The 15,518-nt window shown below is 54.2% G+C and carries 21 protein-coding genes; 18 read left to right on the forward strand and 3 right to left on the reverse strand.

Features of this window, described 5'->3' with window-relative positions:
• Positions 1 to 3: 3 nt before the first annotated feature.
• Genes HMPREF2608_RS10590 through HMPREF2608_RS10660 form a run of 15 tightly spaced genes read left to right on the forward strand, consistent with a single transcriptional unit; the run spans position 4 to position 10,486 of the window.
• Positions 4 to 1,293, forward strand: coding sequence for a DNA circularization protein (locus HMPREF2608_RS10590; protein ID WP_070826998.1), 1,290 nt, complete (start codon positions 4 to 6; stop codon positions 1,291 to 1,293).
• Positions 1,294 to 1,303: 10 nt separating this feature from the next.
• Complete coding sequence (locus HMPREF2608_RS10595) at positions 1,304 to 2,500, forward strand: phage baseplate assembly protein (protein ID WP_070826999.1); 1,197 nt, start codon at positions 1,304 to 1,306, stop codon at positions 2,498 to 2,500.
• Positions 2,500 to 3,051: a phage baseplate assembly protein V gene (locus HMPREF2608_RS10600; RefSeq protein ID WP_070827000.1), complete on the forward strand. Its 552-nt coding sequence runs from the start codon at positions 2,500 to 2,502 to the stop codon at positions 3,049 to 3,051. Before HMPREF2608_RS10595 ends, HMPREF2608_RS10600 begins: the two co-directional genes overlap by 1 nt.
• A 5-nt stretch (positions 3,052 to 3,056) precedes the next feature.
• Positions 3,057 to 3,479: a phage GP46 family protein gene (locus tag HMPREF2608_RS10605; RefSeq protein WP_070827001.1), complete on the forward strand. Its 423-nt coding sequence runs from the start codon at positions 3,057 to 3,059 to the stop codon at positions 3,477 to 3,479.
• Complete coding sequence (locus HMPREF2608_RS10610; RefSeq protein ID WP_070827002.1) at positions 3,469 to 4,476, forward strand: baseplate J/gp47 family protein; 1,008 nt, start codon at positions 3,469 to 3,471, stop codon at positions 4,474 to 4,476. The genes HMPREF2608_RS10605 and HMPREF2608_RS10610 overlap by 11 nt, the downstream gene beginning before the upstream one ends.
• Positions 4,467 to 5,063 carry a YmfQ family protein gene (locus tag HMPREF2608_RS10615; protein ID WP_084824633.1) on the forward strand — a complete coding sequence of 199 codons (597 nt, stop codon included), beginning with the start codon at positions 4,467 to 4,469 and terminating at the stop codon, positions 5,061 to 5,063. Before HMPREF2608_RS10610 ends, HMPREF2608_RS10615 begins: the two co-directional genes overlap by 10 nt.
• Before the next feature lie 12 nt (positions 5,064 to 5,075).
• Positions 5,076 to 6,431 (forward strand): phage tail protein, encoded by a 1,356-nt coding sequence (locus HMPREF2608_RS10620; protein ID WP_070827003.1) that lies wholly within the window; start codon positions 5,076 to 5,078, stop codon positions 6,429 to 6,431.
• A 12-nt stretch (positions 6,432 to 6,443) separates the two neighbouring features.
• Positions 6,444 to 7,079 carry a DUF4376 domain-containing protein gene (locus HMPREF2608_RS10625; RefSeq protein ID WP_070827004.1) on the forward strand — a complete coding sequence of 212 codons (636 nt, stop codon included), beginning with the start codon at positions 6,444 to 6,446 and terminating at the stop codon, positions 7,077 to 7,079.
• Complete coding sequence (locus tag HMPREF2608_RS10630) at positions 7,076 to 7,561, forward strand: enoyl-CoA hydratase (protein ID WP_070827005.1); 486 nt, start codon at positions 7,076 to 7,078, stop codon at positions 7,559 to 7,561. Before HMPREF2608_RS10625 ends, HMPREF2608_RS10630 begins: the two co-directional genes overlap by 4 nt.
• Before the next feature lie 9 nt (positions 7,562 to 7,570).
• Positions 7,571 to 7,909 carry a hypothetical protein gene (locus HMPREF2608_RS10635; protein ID WP_070827006.1) on the forward strand — a complete coding sequence of 113 codons (339 nt, stop codon included), beginning with the start codon at positions 7,571 to 7,573 and terminating at the stop codon, positions 7,907 to 7,909.
• Positions 7,906 to 8,607, forward strand: a complete 702-nt coding sequence (locus HMPREF2608_RS10640) for a collagen-like triple helix repeat-containing protein (protein ID WP_070827007.1) — start codon at positions 7,906 to 7,908, stop codon at positions 8,605 to 8,607. The genes HMPREF2608_RS10635 and HMPREF2608_RS10640 overlap by 4 nt, the downstream gene beginning before the upstream one ends.
• Before the next feature lie 42 nt (positions 8,608 to 8,649).
• The gene (locus tag HMPREF2608_RS10645; protein ID WP_070827047.1) at positions 8,650 to 9,135 is read left to right on the forward strand and encodes a hypothetical protein; all 486 of its coding nucleotides are present in this window, start codon (positions 8,650 to 8,652) and stop codon (positions 9,133 to 9,135) included.
• On the forward strand, positions 9,135 to 9,446 hold the full coding sequence (locus tag HMPREF2608_RS10650; RefSeq protein ID WP_070827008.1) for a hypothetical protein: 312 nt from the start codon (positions 9,135 to 9,137) through the stop codon (positions 9,444 to 9,446). Before HMPREF2608_RS10645 ends, HMPREF2608_RS10650 begins: the two co-directional genes overlap by 1 nt.
• A gap of 54 nt (positions 9,447 to 9,500) precedes the next feature.
• On the forward strand, positions 9,501 to 9,977 hold the full coding sequence (locus tag HMPREF2608_RS10655; RefSeq protein ID WP_070827009.1) for a D-Ala-D-Ala carboxypeptidase family metallohydrolase: 477 nt from the start codon (positions 9,501 to 9,503) through the stop codon (positions 9,975 to 9,977).
• Positions 9,974 to 10,486 carry a hypothetical protein gene (locus tag HMPREF2608_RS10660; protein ID WP_141761495.1) on the forward strand — a complete coding sequence of 171 codons (513 nt, stop codon included), beginning with the start codon at positions 9,974 to 9,976 and terminating at the stop codon, positions 10,484 to 10,486. The genes HMPREF2608_RS10655 and HMPREF2608_RS10660 overlap by 4 nt, the downstream gene beginning before the upstream one ends.
• Positions 10,487 to 10,542: 56 nt before the next feature.
• Here the strand turns inward: HMPREF2608_RS10660 and HMPREF2608_RS10665 are convergent, their stop codons facing one another.
• Positions 10,543 to 10,959: a type II toxin-antitoxin system HicB family antitoxin gene (locus HMPREF2608_RS10665; RefSeq protein ID WP_070827011.1), complete on the reverse strand. Its 417-nt coding sequence runs from the start codon at positions 10,957 to 10,959 to the stop codon at positions 10,543 to 10,545.
• Between the two features lie 75 nt (positions 10,960 to 11,034).
• Complete coding sequence (locus HMPREF2608_RS10670; protein WP_049343624.1) at positions 11,035 to 11,217, reverse strand: type II toxin-antitoxin system HicA family toxin; 183 nt, start codon at positions 11,215 to 11,217, stop codon at positions 11,035 to 11,037.
• 295 nt (positions 11,218 to 11,512) lie between these two features.
• On the opposite strand from HMPREF2608_RS10670, the gene HMPREF2608_RS10675 reads away from it, so the two are divergent.
• Positions 11,513 to 12,520 carry an adenosine deaminase gene (locus HMPREF2608_RS10675; protein ID WP_070827012.1) on the forward strand — a complete coding sequence of 336 codons (1,008 nt, stop codon included), beginning with the start codon at positions 11,513 to 11,515 and terminating at the stop codon, positions 12,518 to 12,520.
• Between the two features lie 49 nt (positions 12,521 to 12,569).
• Here the strand turns inward: HMPREF2608_RS10675 and bioB are convergent, their stop codons facing one another.
• Positions 12,570 to 13,622 (reverse strand): biotin synthase BioB, encoded by a 1,053-nt coding sequence (bioB, locus tag HMPREF2608_RS10680; RefSeq protein WP_004519884.1) that lies wholly within the window; start codon positions 13,620 to 13,622, stop codon positions 12,570 to 12,572.
• 217 nt (positions 13,623 to 13,839) lie between these two features.
• Here bioB and miaA point away from each other — a divergent pair, with 217 nt between their 5' ends.
• Complete coding sequence (gene miaA, locus HMPREF2608_RS10685; protein ID WP_070827013.1) at positions 13,840 to 14,781, forward strand: tRNA (adenosine(37)-N6)-dimethylallyltransferase MiaA; 942 nt, start codon at positions 13,840 to 13,842, stop codon at positions 14,779 to 14,781.
• 3 nt (positions 14,782 to 14,784) lie between these two features.
• Positions 14,785 to 15,507: a tRNA adenosine(34) deaminase TadA gene (gene tadA, locus HMPREF2608_RS10690; RefSeq protein WP_070827014.1), complete on the forward strand. Its 723-nt coding sequence runs from the start codon at positions 14,785 to 14,787 to the stop codon at positions 15,505 to 15,507.
• The last annotated feature ends 11 nt before the right edge of the window (positions 15,508 to 15,518 follow it).

A 15,518-nucleotide genomic window follows, 5' to 3' on the forward strand; every position in this document is an offset into this window, starting at 1 on the left:
AAAATGGCGTGGAAAGACAGGCTGCGGCCGGCCTCGTTTAAACAGGCGGCATTCGGCGTGGAAGCGCACAGCAGCGCGCAGGGTCGGCGGGTGGTGGTACACGAATACCCCGGCCGCGACAAGCCCTACGTGGAAGACCTCGGCGCGAAGGCACGGGGTTTTACGCTGCGCGGCTTTGTGGTGGGCAAGGACTACCAGCAAGCCCGTGATGCGCTGCTGGATGCGGTAAACGCTCCCGGGCCCGGCCAGTTGGTGCACCCGTATTTCGGTGCGCTGCGCGTGGTATGCACAGCGGTAAGCGTGAGCGAGAGCGGCGAAGCCGGCGGCATGGCGGTGTTTGATTTAACCTTTGTGGAGGCGGGCGAGAGCCGCTATCCGGCGGCGGAATCCGACCCGGCAGGCAACCTGTTGGATGCGGCGGATACGCTGGACGGGCAGCTGGCCGAAGCCTTCGGCAAGTGGTTTGATTTGGACGGCTTGCCGGATTTTTTAAGCCGCGACAATCTGCAGGCGCTCACCGAGCGCATCCAGCGACTGACTACGGTGGGCGGTCTGCTGGATTTGTCCAAACAATCGCCGTTTTTGCGGCAGGTGCGGCAGTTGTTGGATGCGGTGGGCGAGCTATCGGCAACACCGGCGGTGTTGGGTAGCCGCATCATCGGACTGTTTACCGATTTAACCGGCAGCTTCGGCCAGCCTTTGGGCGGCATTATGGGGCTGGCCAAGGCGTTTCGCACAGGGAAGCGCGAAGTATCGCGCGGGCTGCCAGCCAACCCTACGCCGTATCAGCGTGCCGAATCCAACCGGCAGGCGGTGCAGGTGTTGTTTGAGGCTGCGGCTTTAAATGCGGCTGCGTCCACGGCGGTTGTGCGGCCGGATGATGTGCATATCGAGCTGCCGCAGCCGGGTGGCAATTTCGGTGGCGGCAGCAACCAACCATCCAGCCGCATTGCGCCGAAGGCGGCCGCCGCCCCGCTGTTTGAATCGCTGGATGAGGCGGTGGCGCTGCGCCGCCTGCTATTGGCGTGGTTAGACGAGCTCGCGCCGCAGCTGCCGGATTCGGCATTTTCGGCGGCGCAGGATTTGCGCGCCGCTATCGTGCAGGCTTTGCCGGACACGGAAAACGAACTGCCGCGCCTAGTGGATTACACCCCGCAGCGCCCGCTGCCGGTGGTGGTATTGGCTTATCGCTTGCACGGCGATGCGCGGCGCAGCAGCGAGATTTTGCGGCATAACCCGGTCGCGCATCCGGGCTTTATGCCGGTGCGCCCGCTGCGGGTGTTGTCGGATTAAGGAGCAGTAAATGGCTATCGAGCTATTGGTAAACGGCGTTTTGTACGGCGGTTGGACGAGCGTATCCATCAGCCGTAGCATCGGCACTGCCGCTGGTGCATTTAACATCGAGTGCACCGAAAACGTGGGCGGCGAGGCAATACATTGGCCGATCCGCCCGAACGACGAGTGCGAAGTGCGGGTGGCCGGGCAGGTGGTGATTAAGGGCTATATCGACAAAACCACGCTCGATGTATCGGACAGCAGCCACAGCATTGCCGTGGCCGGACGGGATAAAACCGGCGATTTGGTGGATTGCGCCGCTGCCGTGAAGCAATGGCGTAATGTGTCGATTTTGGACTTGGCTAAAGAGCTGTGTGCGCCGTTTAGTATCGAGGTGGTGTTGGAGACCGAGCCGGGCAAGCCGCTGGCGGTGTTTAAAACCGAGCCGGGCGAAACGGTATTTAAAGCCTTGGAACGGGCGGCGAAAATCGCCGGTATTTTGCTGGTACAGGCACGGGGCGCATTGGTTTTGACCCATGCCGGAGCACAACAGGCGGCTACGCCGCTGGTTTTAGGCGGCAACATCAAATCCGGCACGGCCGATTACGATTATTCGGAGCGGTTTTCAGAATACACCATCACCGGCCAGCGGGCGGGCAAAGACAACGACCACGGCAAGGCGGCGGCTCATGTGCGCTCTGCAGTTAAGGATGAGGCCATCAAGCGCCACCGGCCGTTTGCCAAATCCGCCGACGGGCAGGCTACGCCCGAGATGGCACGGCGGCAGGCGGAATGGGAAAAGCAGGTGCGCGAAGCGAAAAGCACACAGCTATCCTGCACGGTGGCGGGCTGGACGCAGCACAATGGCCAGCTGTGGGACATCAACCAGCGTGCACAAGTGGAAGCGGCTACGCTGGCAGTACAGGGCGAATTGCTGATTTCGGCGGTCGAGTACGGCTACGATGATTCGGGCGAGATAACCAAAATCGAGCTAATCCGCCCGGAAGCGCTGCTGCCATCGCCCGAAGCAGCGGAAAAAGCCAACCGCAACACCGCCGCCAAACCCGCACGCGGTAAAGGCCACAGTGGCGGTAAAGGCCGCAGTGGCGGCAAACGCGGGCGGCAGGGTAAGGGGCAAAACGCGGTATCCGGCGATGTGCTGGTGATCAAACCCGATGCGCAAGGTAATTACAAACCCGGAAACTTTGAAAGAGGAAAATCATAATGCAGGCGCTGAAAAATATGATCGGCAGGGCGATTTTAAATTTAATCAACGATGCCGCCGCCACGCAAACCGTTACCCTAGAGGCGCAGGCGGGCGATGTGCACGACGAGGTGGAGCTGTTTCAGCCATTCGGTTTTTCGGCACATCCGCCGGTGGGCAGCGAGGCGGTGGTGGTATTCGTGGCGGGAAACCACGACCACCCGATTGCCTTGTGCGCCGAACACAAGGGTACCCGCCGCAACAATCTGGCCGAGGGCGAAGCGGCAGTTTACAACCTATGGGGGCACAACATCACGCTGTACAAAGACAAATGCGTGATAGAGACCCCGGTGTTTGAGGTCAATGCCAAAACATCCGCCACCATCAAAGCGCCGAAAATTACGCTGGACGGCGAAGTGAGCGGCACCAAGTCGGCAGTGTTTAAAGAAGACGTGAAAGACCAAGGCGGGCGCTTTAGCATGGGTTGGATGCGTGCGCTGTTTAACCGCCACACCCACCACGAAAACGACGGCGGCGGCAATACCGACCAGCCGAACGAACGAATGGAGTAAGCACTATGCTGGGACTGATGCCTCAAGCAGATGGCGGCAGCCGCCTGTTGTTTGCCGGGGTGGATTGGCTTAAATCGGCAGTATGGATGAGCCTTGGCACCGACCGCCGCGCCGAAAACGACGATGTACTGCCCGGCGGAGACGGCGACAAGCGCGGCTGGTGGGGCGATAGCTTCCGCCCGCGCCGTATCGGATCGCGGCTGTGGCTGCTGGAACGGCAGAAAATTACTGCCGACTCCCTGCTGCGAGCGGAGGAATATGCCGCCGAGGCGCTCGCCTGGCTCACGGAAAAGAAAATCGCGGCGGCAGTGCGGGTGCGGGCGGAACGGCACACGCTCACTTGCGCGATGTTGTATATCGAAATCGAAAAAGACGGCGGAGAAATCCGCCGTTTTGATTATTTGTGGAGCGTAAATCATGGCGTTTGAACGACCAAGCCTGCCGGAATTGTGCCGACGGGTGGAATTGGACATCAGCAGCCGCCTCTCACCCTACCCGCACCCGCAGGAAGGTGATGTGGCATCGGTATTCGGCGCAGCTTTGGGCGCAGCATCGCACCTCTTGCACGGGCATTTGGATTGGATTGCCCAACAGATGCTGCCAATCACGGCCGCAGGCGATGAGCTTGACCGCCACGCCCGCACCTGGCTTACCGTGCCACGCAAACCTGCAGCGTTTGCCAGCGGACAGGCTACTGTGTCGGGCAGCCTGCCTTTGGTGGGTGATGAGCTGCGGCGGGAAGACGGCGTGCGCTATTCGGTGCGCGCGGTAGCAGGCAATACAGTGCAGTTGGATGCGTTGGAGCCGGGCCCGGCCGGCAACGCCAGCGCGGGTGCGGTGTTGCGATACAGCGGCGGCACAGCCACAGTGGATAGTGTCGGGCTCGCCGGCGGTGCGGTGGCAGAAAGCGACGAAGAGCTGCGCGAACGTTTGCTGCAGCGCATACGCAACCCACCGATGGGCGGCAGTGTGTCCGACTATATCCGCTGGTCGCTCGAGGTGCCGGGTATTGCTCGCGCTTGGGTTAAACCAAACGGCGGCGAGATTAACCACGTTGTGGTGTATGTGGCAGGCGGCGATAACATCGTGCCCAACAGCACATTGCTGGATGCGGTACGGCAGCATTTAGAGCTGCTGCGTCCGGTAACGGCGCGGGTGTCGGTCGTCGCGCCGCGACTGAAAACCGTGGCGCATCGCATCAAAGTGTATCCCGATACCGCCGCTGTGCGGCAGGCAGTGGAAAACTCACTGCGTCTGTTTTACCGGCGCGAAGCCTCGCTGGGCTCGGTTATCCGCATTTCGCGCATCAGCGAGGCGGTTAGTTTGGCGGCGGGCGAAACACACCATATGCTGCTTTCCCCCGCAGCGGATGTGGTGTGTGAGCAAGATGAAATCGCGGTGCTGGGAGGTATCTCGTGGACTTAAGCATCAGGCAGGCTGCCTACCGCAGCCAACTTACTGCGTTGCTGCCAACCGGCCGCGCCTGGGCAACTGAATCCGACCCGGCGCTGGCCGATTTTATCGCTGCGTTGGCATTAGAGCTGGCCCGTATTGAGCAACGCGCCACCGAACTACTGGCGGAAGCCACGCCATACGGCGCATACGAAACATTGCCGGAATGGGAAGCTACCGCCGGGCTGCCTGATGAATGTAGCGCATCAGCTGCCGGCGATATTCAGGCGCGGCGTATGGCGCTGGTGGCGCGGCTGGCAGGCGGCGGGGCGCAAAGTAAGGCATTTTATCTGCATCTGTTGCGCGTATCCGGGCAACCACAGGCGGAAATTACCGAGTTTTTCCCGGCCACCTGCAATGATGACTGCAATGCCGCGTTGTACTCCGACAATGACAGCTATTGTTGGGCGGTATCGCTGCGCGGCAGCGGCGACCACCGACCGGCTAACTGTAACGATGATTGCAACAGCCCGCTGCAGCTGTACCAACGCAGCGCCATCGAGTGTGTACTCAACAAGCTTAAACCGGCGCACACTTATCTGATTTTTAAATATGTTTAGGAGCGATTGATTATGCAGCGGATTTCCACTTCTTCCGCCGTGGCCGACCTGTTCGGCAGCGGCAAAGCAGGCTTTAGAAACGGCGATTTGCCGCGCGGCGTGCTGCCTACGGCGTTTAACGCCGAATGGTGCAACCATGTGCAGGAGGAGATTTGTAATGTGATTGAGGGCGCGGGTGTGGCACTTAATCCAGATAAGCGCGACCAGCTGCTTGCCGCCCTGAAAAAACTAATCGATGAGCAGGCCGGCGGCAAAGGTTTGCCCGTAGGCGCAGTGGTGGGTTTCCCCCGCGCGGTTACCAACCCCGAAGGCTACCTGACAGCCGACGGCAGCCCCTTTAATCAATCCACCTATCCCGACCTGTATCGCGTACTGGGCGGCAACAAGCTGCCCAACCTCACGCGCTCCGACATCGGCATGACTGCCCACTTCCCGGTTGCGGACATCCCGGACGGCTGGATTAAGTACGACGAGATTGCTGCCAAGGTCACGCAGGCCGCCTATCCAGAGCTCTACCGCAAGCTGGTGGCGCAGTACGGCTCAATCGATGCCGTACCCAAGGCCGACGACCGCTTTATCCGTAACGCTGCGGGCGGCCTTGCGGTGGGCACGCAGCAGGGCGACGCCATCCGAAATATCAAGGGCAAAACATCGTTCTGCAGTGACAACAATGGCACGCTCGGGCTTGGCCCGAAAGACCCGGAAGGCGTGTTCGGCGGCGAAGGTTCACCGAACGCCTACATCACCGATATTGACGGCCACCGCCAAGGTTATAACTATCTGACGTTTGATGCCTCACGCAGCGTGCCGGTGGCGCACGAAGTGCGCCCTAAAGCCATTGCGATGGTATTGTGCATTAAAGCTCAAAACAGCCTGGACGACGTGGTGATGTGGATTAAGGCGTTTGGCAAAGTAACCAATGCCGGTGTATTGGATGCCTCCACGCTGGCGGCAGATATACAGCGCAAGGCCAACCGCGATGAGGTAGCTCTAAAAGCCCACACCCACCGTGCCGCCGAAATCACCGACTTTGCCGAGGCAGTGGCCGCGCTCACCGTGCACCAAAAAATCGGCACGTTTGACATTTGCAGGCTGCCGGACGGCACACAAATCGAATCCGGCACGGTGCGCATCCAAAACCACAATAACAACCCGACAGCCCGGGTGCTGACGTGGCCGCTGGCCTTTGTCACCGCCCCTGTGGTGGTCGCCACCATATCTGCACCGGAAGTCAACGTGCGCGATGTTTGGGTAACCATTGACAGCAGGCAGAGTAACCGGTCGGCCGTGCACTACTGGTTGTACGAGCCGAACTATAACACCCCGGATGTGACGGTTAATTTTGTCGCCATCGGGCGTTGGAAATAAAGGAGCTGAATCATGACTGTGTATTTTTACCAAAACGGATTTTTGCACACCGACGATACGCCGCCGGAAGGTGCGATCGCCCTTACCGCCGCCGAGCATGAGGCGCTGGTTGTCGGGCAATGTACCGGCCAAATCGTGATGCCGGGCAAAGACGGCAAGCCTGTATTGGCCGACCCCGCGCCATGCCCATCCAGCACATGGGACGGCACTCAATGGCAGATTGACCCAGAGTGTGCCGCCCGGCTCAAAGCCGAGCAGCAAGATGAGATGTGGGAGCGCATCAAGGCCAAGCGCTACGACAACCTGCGGCATGGGGTGTACGCCAAATCGGTTGGGAAGTGGTTTCAGACCGACGACGCCACCCGCCTGCAATACCTAGCGCTGGCACTGGAAAGCGTAACGGGCGGTTTTAAAAAGCCCATCAACTGGAAAACGATGGATAACAGCTTTTTGATGCTCACACCCGAGCTGCTGCGCGAAATCATGCAGACCATGCACGATGATGAGGAGGCGGATTTTATCAACGCCGAACGCCATAAAGCCGCCATGCTTAAAGCCGAACACCCGCTGGAATACGACTACAGCGACGGCTGGACGGCAAACTTTGATGAGCAGCCCGCCACCGAGCTTGAGGAGGCCGCGAAATGAATACGCAACCCATCTATCTAGCCCTTTATCGAGGCCGCCGCGACGGCAGCGGCTGGCGTGTGTGGTGTGCCCGGGCTACCGATTGGCTCACCCGTATCCTCACCCGCGGCCAGTACAGCCATTGTGAGATTGCGGTGCGCGAACATCCGCAGGCATCGGTTTATACCTGCTACTCCGCCTCCATCAGGGACGGCGGCGTACGCGCCAAAAAGATGCCGCTGCCTGATGACAAGTGGGACTTAATCCCAATGGTGTCAACCTCCGAGGCACACGAACGTCTGCAAAGGGTATGGGCGGAAACCAAAGGCCAAGGCTACGACTTGAAGGGCGCATTGGGCATTGCCTTTGGGTTGCGGCACAGCCGCCGCCGCTGGTTTTGCTCCGAGTGGTGCGCCGCCGCATTGGGGTTACCCGCAGGCTGGCGTTGGTCGCCCAACGACCTTGCCGCCATCGTGTCAGCAAAGAGCGTGAGCAATTTGTAGAGGTTGATTATGGGCGATACTGTAAAAATTAAAGCGCATATCCCAACGCTTAACATCGAAATCCCGACAGGAAACGCGCGGCGGTTTGAAATCTCAATCACATCGGACGGCAAGCCATACGACTTGTCGTCTTTTGATTTAAAGATGACATTCCGACCAAGTGTCGGCGGCGAATTTGATGGAAGCGAAAACCTGACTAAAGACGGTCAGGTTTTATTTTTAACGTTCCCGCCTGAATTTTCTGCCGGCGTGAAATGGCGTAGGGCGCGATATGACATATTGAACGCCTCTACCCATCAAACGCTGATTCGTGGGGAAATCGAACTGCTGGAGGTAATCACGAAATGACTGAATATATTTTCAGGCTGTCTGACGAAACGCCAAAAATCGAGATTGACGTAAAAGCCGCCGCTATCATCAATGGTGTTGGTCAGGACTTGTACGACCGCGCTAAAAAAGAGCTTGGTTTTACCGGCACTTTTGAGGAGTTCCTCGCTAAGTTCAAAGGCGAACGAGGCGAGAAAGGCGATACAGGCGCGAATGGGGACAAAGGCGATACTGGAGAGCGAGGCGAACGAGGATTGCCTGGCTTACCTGGTACAAATGGCACAAATGGCGAACGTGGCCTGCCGGGTCAGAAAGGCGATAAAGGCGACACAGGGCCAAAAGGTTCTGACGGCAAATCAGCAACTGTAACCATTGGCAAGGTAACAACAGGCGAGACGGCAAGCGTGACCAACACTGGCACGGAGACAGAGGCCGTCTTGAACTTCGTCCTGCCTGCTGGTGGGAGTAATAACGGGCTACACACGGAAATCCGTACTGTTCCCGTCACGGTCAACGCTCAATCTATTCAAACGGTTGAATTTGAAGCGAAGTTTTCAGAAACGCCAACGCTTCACGGTCAGCCTGCTGTGATGGGCGCAAACGAAAACCGCGTTCTGTATCTGCTGACATTGGATAAAGACGGCTTTACCTGCCGCTCAAACTACTTTAGCGCAGGCGTGCAAACGATTCACTACGCCGTAACTGGCAAACTTGCGTAACAGGCCATCTTTCAGATGGCCTTTTTTCTTGGAGGCAAAAAAATGAGTAACTCGCTCAAATGGGTTAAATATATTCTTGAATGGCGGTTTCTTCCCGTGCGGTTTCAGCAGTGGTTGTTTGGTACAGGCACGCGTGCTGTTGAATTTGTCAGTGGGTGTTCGATGATTGGTTATGCGCTGGTCTTCGCATTCTCCCCGAACGACATTTATAGTTGGCCAATATACTATAAGTTCAAGGATATTTCAGAGGTTACGTTGATATTGGTATTTGGCGGTGTTGGAGTGCTGCAACTGGTGGCGATGTACTGGCAGACATTCAAGGGGGATGTGCTGTCGGGTTATATGCTTTTGGTATCGGCATTTATCTGGTATTTAACGGCATATGCGTTTTGGGCAGCCTATCCGCCTGCGCATACAGGCATGGTTATTCCGCCCGTCTTGGCGTTCCTTTGCTTACTTGCTGGAAATAACTCACTTAAATTCTTGTTTTCGGAGGATAAATTCAAACGGAAACAGAAGGGGGGATAATGCACGATTTTTTTCAAATCGGCTATCTGTTCGCGATAGGGGGCGGCGTCATTGGTAGCGTGTGGTCAAGCATGAAAGACCATGATGCGCCAGTATCAAGCCTGTTTGAAGCTTTGATTTCGGCGGTTGCGGCGGCCTCAGTAGCGGAACGGTTTTTAATGCTAAATCAAGTATGGACTTGCGCTATTGCCGGCGCGTTTGTCGGCATCTTGACAGGTCATGCGATGGATACCGTGCAGGCCATTGCCCCGGGATTGATGAAGAAGTGGCTTAGGAAAACGGCTGACAAATTTATCGATAGTAAAGACTAGCAAAAGGCCGTCTGAAAAGCTTTCAGACGGCCTTTTTATTTTGAAAGGTAGAATATGACACAAGTAACACAAAATTTTAGTTTGCGCGAATTGACGCGTAGCGAAACCGCCCGCCGTATGGGTGTTGAAAACATTCCGACTGAAAAGGAAATGCAGAATATCCGCAAGACAGCTGAGCAGTTGGAAAAAATTCGTGAATACGTTGGCCGTGGCATCATCGTTACAAGCTGTTTTCGTAGCGATCGTGTGAATAAGCTGGTTGGTGGTAGCCCAACATCGGCACATCGTTTTGGTTCGGCGGCTGATTGTGACGCTATCGGCATGACTTCATTTGCTTTTGCGAAAAAGCTGATTGAAATGCGTGATGTTGGAAAGCTGGTATTTGACCAGTTGATCTTGGAATTCCCAGAGCGTGGGGATGGTGCATGGGTGCACATCGGTTTCCGACACAATGGCGCTCAACGTAATCAGGTTATGACCTCCGTTAAACGCGGTGGGAAAACCGTTTATTTACAGGGATTAGTGCCGTGATTCCGTGGATACTTAAAAACAGAATCATCACGTCCCTAATTGTGTTGGTGGTGGTTTTGGTGTGTTGGCTTGGCTTTGTTTATGGTGTCGCTATTCCTGATGCTGAAAAGCGCGGTGCGGCAGTTGCTACGGCAAAAATCAGCCAAGATTTTGCTGTTGCCCAAGGTCGGCGTGTTGCTGAAACATTGGAAAAAGAACGGGTGCGCACCGCTGAATTTGCTGCGATGCAAGCCAAAATAGAAAAGGAGCGAATCCATGCGAAAACTGTTATTAATAGCCTTCGCAGCGAGCTTGACCGCGTGCAGCAGTACGCCCGAAATCAAGGTGGCCGCCGAAACCTGCCCACAACCGATAGCACCGCCGGCGCATCTGATGAATCAGTTGCCAAAGGTTGGGCATTATTCGGAAAATGCACGGCTGAATATGCTGGAATGGCAGAAGTAGCAGACCAGCAAAGAAATGATCTGGCTGAATGGCAGGCTTATGGTCGTATTGTTTCTGGTGAATGAAAAAGCCCCCTTGCGGGGGCTTGCTCTATAAAAGCTTACTGTATGGAAAGAGTAGGTTAAGAGAAGCTGATATTCAGATTTTTGCCAAGCTTTTCAGCGGCTTTTTCCAAAAAATCAATTTTTGTATTGTGACGCAAATTCAGTAGGCGGTCAATTTGCGGCATGTGTACGCCTAATCTTCTTGCCATTTCGGCTTTCTTTACATTTTGTTGTACCATTTCATTAAGTAGCAGGATTTTAGCTGTTTCTAATGCCGGTAAAACGACAACATGCTCACCATCATTTTCTGATGGCAGAGGGACTGCTTTCCTGTCTTCAAAATATCCTTCTAGTGCGCAAATCAGGCCATCAATTGCTTCGATTCTTGCTGTGTCTTCGTCTTCTCCGACTGCGACAGCTTCCGGAATATCTGGGAATGTTACTAATAAAGTACCATTATCGTCTGGCGTTAGAGTATAGGGGTAAGCTAACATATGCACCTTTCATAGTAATCGATTATAGTTATTAGGTAGCAAGCTCCTTAGAGCTTGCTCCTTTTTATTTCTTATTTATTTAAGATCTAAGTCTTTTTTGATTTTTTGAACCAATCCCGTACCGATTTCTTTACTACCATGGTTTGGGAAAACTGATGTTTTATTACCAAGTTTTATTAATTGATGGCTTCCGCGTTTTAGCGTGGTAAACTCTACACCTTGAGAGAGTAGCCATTTCCTGAATTCGCTGTATTTCATCATTCACCTCCTTTCCATACAGTAAGGATATAATACAACAAAAATGTTGTAATTGCAATACTAAATACAACATTTATGTTGTATTTAGTATTGCTCAAGATGATTCGCATTTGTGGGTATATATGGGGGTATATAAATTAGTGGGAAATAAAAATATATTTATATACATATGTTTATTATTGAAAGGATAATCATGATGGAAAATGGTTTTTAACAGATAAATGGTCAAAGGCCGTCTGAAAGTTTCAGACGGCCTTCAATATTAAATAAATATAAACCGAAAAACAGAGAAAATATGAATATCAAACAAATTATCCAAGCCCTGCCCAAAGCCGAGCTGCACGTCCATATCGAAGGGACGTTTGAGCCGGAGTTGATGTTTGAAATCGCCAAGCGCAACCATATAGCGATTCCTTATGAAAATGTCGATGCGGTACGGCAGGCTTATGATTTTCATAATCTGCAGTCGTTTTTGGATATTTATTATGCCGGTGCCGGCGTATTGTTGCACGAGGCGGATTTTTACGATTTGACCCGCGCGTATCTTAAGCGTTGCCATGAAGACAATGTCGTGCATACGGAAATATTTTTCGATCCGCAAACCCATACTGCGCGGGGTGTGGCGTTTGAAACCGTGATTAACGGCATTGTCCGTGCCTGTCGTGAAGCTGAGCAGCAATGGGGTATAAGCACGCGTTTGATTATGTGTTTCCTGCGGCATTTGTCGGAAGAAAGCGCATTTGAAACCTTAAATCAGGCTTTGCCTTATAAAGAACACATCATCGGCGTAGGCTTGGATTCGAGCGAATTGGGGCATCCGCCGTCCAAGTTTGAGCGCGTGTTTGTGCAGGCGCGGGCGGAGGGTTTGTTGACGGTGGCCCATGCCGGAGAAGAAGGACCGCCGGAATATGTTTATGAGGCTTTGGACTTACTGCATGTCCGCCGTATCGATCATGGCGTACGGGCGGAAGAAGATGAGGCCTTGATGGCGCGTTTGATTGCAGAGCAAATGCCGTTGACCGTTTGCCCGTTGAGCAATTTGAAATTGAAAGTATTTCCGGAGATGGCGAAACACAATTTGCGCCGTATGTTGCAACGCGGCGTGTTGGTAACCGTCAATTCCGATGATCCGGCGTATTTCGGCGGCTATATGAACCGCAATTTTGAAGCGCTTGCCGAGGCTTTGGATTTGAGTACGGAAGAAGTCAAAACCTTGTGCGCCAATTCGTTCCGCGCTTCGTTTTTGAGCGAGGCGGAAAAGGAAGAATGGATACGGAAGATTGAAAGTTTTCATGTTGAATAACGATAAAAGGCCGTCTGAAAAAGCTTCAGACGGCCTTTTATGATGGCGGTTAATAGTCGACTTTGATTTTAGGCGTTTCCTGAGCGGCTTTGTATTCTTCTTCCAATTCAAAGCGCAGCGGATACAAATTCAATTTTTCCATCAGCAGGCGGTCGCCGTCTTCGTCCGGATTGCCCGTAGTCAGCAGCTTGTCGCCGTAGAAAATCGAGTTTGCGCCAGCCATGAAACACATGGCCTGCATGGATTCCGGCATATTGCTGCGGCCTGCGGACAGGCGAACGTAACTGTGCGGCATGGTAATGCGCGCGACGGCGATGGTGCGGACAAATTCCGTCCAGTCCAAATCTTCGGCATCGGCCAGCGGCGTGCCTTCTACTTTGACCAACTGGTTAATCGGTACGCTTTCGGGCTGAGGATCGAGGTTGGCAAGGCTGGCAATCAGGCCTGCGCGTTCGGCGCGGGTTTCGTTCATACCGACGATGCCGCCGCAGCAGACTTTCAAACCGGCATTGCGGACTTTGCCCAAAGTATCCATGCGGTCTTCGTGTTTACGGGTGTGGATGATGTCGTTGTAGCGTTCGGGGTCGGTGTCGAGGTTGTGGTTGTAGTAGTCCAAACCGGCTTTTTTGAAGTCTTCAGCCATGCCGTCTTCGAGCATGCCGAAGGTGCCGCACACTTCCATGCCCAAGCCTTTCACCGCGCTGATGATTTCGGAAACGACAGCCACGTCTTTGGGTTTGGGGCCGCGCCATGCCGCGCCCATGCAGAAACGGCTGGCGCCGCGCGATTGGGCAATTTTGGCTTTTTCGACGATTTCGTCCACGTCCATCATCTGCTCTTTGCCCAGATTGGTGTTGTGGTGTGCCGATTGCGGGCAGTAGGCGCAGTCTTCGGGACAGCCGCCGGTTTTGATGGAGAGCAGGGTGGAAAGTTGGATTTCGCGCGGGTTGAAGTTTTGGCGGTGGATTTCGGCGGCTTGGAAAACGAGGTCGAGGAAAGGCAGTCCAAACAAAGCCTCGACATCGCATTTTTTCCAATAACGCGCAGTCGGATGCGGCTTGCGCTCGGTTTGACGGCGCAAGGCTACGGGAGATACGGTCATAGTGTGTTCTTTCGTGTTTACAGCGACGCAGTGTCGCTGACGGCTTGACTGCCGGCGCAATGACGGCAGCAGCAGGTTTGAAATCAATATAAAAGGCCGTCTGAAACGGCGCAGCAAGTGTAACGCTTTTGATAATGTAGAGCAAATGTTTCAGACGGCCTGAAATATGGTCTGCCCGGGTTTGCTATAATCGCATTTTTAATTTTTCCGTTTTCTTATGAACGCGCCCAAAGCCTTCGCCGTATTCGGCCCGACAGCCGGCGGTAAAACCGCACTGGCCTTAAATATTGCCCAATCGTTGCCGGTGGAAATCATCAGTTTGGATTCCGCGCTGGTGTATCACGGCATGGACATCGGTACGGCCAAGCCGATTGCCGAAGAGCTTGCCGCCGTACCGCATCATTTGATTGATATTATCTCGCCGCTGGAAAGTTACAGCGCGGCGGATTTTGTCGGCGACTGCGTGCGCTTGGTGAATGAAATACATGCGCGCGGTCGCTATCCGCTGATTGTCGGTGGCACAATGATGTATTTCCACGCGCTGACGGAAGGTTTGAACGATTTGCCTGGCGCAGATACGGCGGTGCGCGCACAGCTTCAGGCGGAAAAAAACGAACATGGTCTGGTAGGCCTGTATCACCGTTTGCAGGAAGTTGACCCGATTACGGCAAGCCGTCTGAAAGCCAATGACAGCCAGCGTATTGAACGCGCTTTGGAAGTCTATCTTTTGACCGGCAAGCCTTTGAGCGAACATTTCACAGAGCAGAAGCAGGCTGCGCCTTTATTGGATTTATGTACGGTTGCCCTTATCCCCGAAGAGCGCCATTTGTTACACCGTCAAATCGAAAAACGCTTTTTAAGTATGCTGGAACACGGTTTCCTCGATGAAATGCACGCCTTACGCCGCGATTATCCGCAGCTGCATGCCGATATGCCGTCTATGCGCTGCGTGGGCTACCGTCAGGCTTGGGATTATCTCGAAGGCGAAACCGATTATGACACCTTTGTCGAAAAAGGCATTGTCGCCACGCGCCAGCTTGCCAAACGCCAGTTGACCTGGTTGCGGAAAATTCCTTTGGCGCACACGTTAGATCCTTACGCAGACAGTGATTATGTTCAGGCGGCCTTAGCCTTGGCGCGTCAGCATTTTCAGGAATAATCTATGCTGAACACGCCACCACTTGCGCCTAAAACATTGGCCGCGCTAAAAGAATTGGGTATTTGTACACTGGAAGATTTACAGGAAATCGGCGCAGTCCGATCGTTTCTATTGCTGAAAGCATCGGGTTTGACCGTAACCAAAAGCACTTTGTGGCAACTGGACGCGTTGGTTTCAGGAATGGATGTCCGGCATATTTCCGAGGAGAGAAAGACGGAACTGGGCGAGGCATTGAAAAATCATCCGCCTGTTGCCGTTTTCCCTTCGCAAAGCGATACGGAAGCCTTTATGCGGCTGGCGATAGAACAGGCCAGACAATCGGCGGCATTGGGTGAGGTGCCGGTTGGCGCGGTCATCGTATATCAAGGTAAGGCAATCGCAGCGGCACACAATACCTGCATTGGCGACCACAATGTCAGCCATCATGCCGAAATCAACGCACTTGCCGCCGCAGGCAAAGCCTTGCAAAACTACCGTTTGGAAGATTGCGATGTGTACATCACATTAGAGCCTTGCTCCATGTGCGCATCTGCTTTGATACAGGCGCGGGTCGGGCGTGTGATTTATGGTGCGGCTGAAGCCAAAACCGGTGCGGCAGGCAGCGTGGTCGATTTATTTGCCGACAAACGTCTGAACAAGCATACCGCAATTTTGGGCAGCATATTGGCAGAAGAATGCCAAAGCGTATTGCAGGATTTCTTTGCGGCCAAACGTAAGGCCGTCTGAATTTCAGACGG

Source organism: Neisseria sp. HMSC064D07 (genome assembly GCF_001837185.1).
GTDB classification, from domain to species: Bacteria; Pseudomonadota; Gammaproteobacteria; order Burkholderiales; family Neisseriaceae; genus Neisseria; species Neisseria flavescens_C.

Bases quoted from the DNA above. Each gene is read 5' to 3' on its own strand.
- HMPREF2608_RS10605 (WP_070827001.1), top strand. From the start codon at position 3,057: ATGCTGGGACTGATGCCTCAAGCAGATGGCGGCAGCCGCCTGTTGTTT.
- HMPREF2608_RS10625 (WP_070827004.1), top strand. From the start codon at position 6,444: ATGACTGTGTATTTTTACCAAAACGGATTTTTGCACACCGACGATACG.
- HMPREF2608_RS10590 (WP_070826998.1), top strand. From the start codon at position 4: ATGGCGTGGAAAGACAGGCTGCGGCCGGCCTCGTTTAAACAGGCGGCA.
- HMPREF2608_RS10650 (WP_070827008.1), top strand. From the start codon at position 9,135: ATGCACGATTTTTTTCAAATCGGCTATCTGTTCGCGATAGGGGGCGGC.
- tadA (WP_070827014.1), top strand. From the start codon at position 14,785: ATGCTGAACACGCCACCACTTGCGCCTAAAACATTGGCCGCGCTAAAA.
- HMPREF2608_RS10675 (WP_070827012.1), top strand. From the start codon at position 11,513: ATGAATATCAAACAAATTATCCAAGCCCTGCCCAAAGCCGAGCTGCAC.
- HMPREF2608_RS10620 (WP_070827003.1), top strand. From the start codon at position 5,076: ATGCAGCGGATTTCCACTTCTTCCGCCGTGGCCGACCTGTTCGGCAGC.
- HMPREF2608_RS10630 (WP_070827005.1), top strand. From the start codon at position 7,076: ATGAATACGCAACCCATCTATCTAGCCCTTTATCGAGGCCGCCGCGAC.
- HMPREF2608_RS10645 (WP_070827047.1), top strand. From the start codon at position 8,650: ATGAGTAACTCGCTCAAATGGGTTAAATATATTCTTGAATGGCGGTTT.
- bioB (WP_004519884.1), bottom strand. From the start codon at position 13,622: ATGACCGTATCTCCCGTAGCCTTGCGCCGTCAAACCGAGCGCAAGCCG.
- HMPREF2608_RS10655 (WP_070827009.1), top strand. From the start codon at position 9,501: ATGACACAAGTAACACAAAATTTTAGTTTGCGCGAATTGACGCGTAGC.
- HMPREF2608_RS10600 (WP_070827000.1), top strand. From the start codon at position 2,500: ATGCAGGCGCTGAAAAATATGATCGGCAGGGCGATTTTAAATTTAATC.
- HMPREF2608_RS10640 (WP_070827007.1), top strand. From the start codon at position 7,906: ATGACTGAATATATTTTCAGGCTGTCTGACGAAACGCCAAAAATCGAG.
- HMPREF2608_RS10610 (WP_070827002.1), top strand. From the start codon at position 3,469: ATGGCGTTTGAACGACCAAGCCTGCCGGAATTGTGCCGACGGGTGGAA.
- HMPREF2608_RS10665 (WP_070827011.1), bottom strand. From the start codon at position 10,959: ATGTTAGCTTACCCCTATACTCTAACGCCAGACGATAATGGTACTTTA.
- HMPREF2608_RS10595 (WP_070826999.1), top strand. From the start codon at position 1,304: ATGGCTATCGAGCTATTGGTAAACGGCGTTTTGTACGGCGGTTGGACG.
- miaA (WP_070827013.1), top strand. From the start codon at position 13,840: ATGAACGCGCCCAAAGCCTTCGCCGTATTCGGCCCGACAGCCGGCGGT.
- HMPREF2608_RS10635 (WP_070827006.1), top strand. From the start codon at position 7,571: ATGGGCGATACTGTAAAAATTAAAGCGCATATCCCAACGCTTAACATC.
- HMPREF2608_RS10670 (WP_049343624.1), bottom strand. From the start codon at position 11,217: ATGAAATACAGCGAATTCAGGAAATGGCTACTCTCTCAAGGTGTAGAG.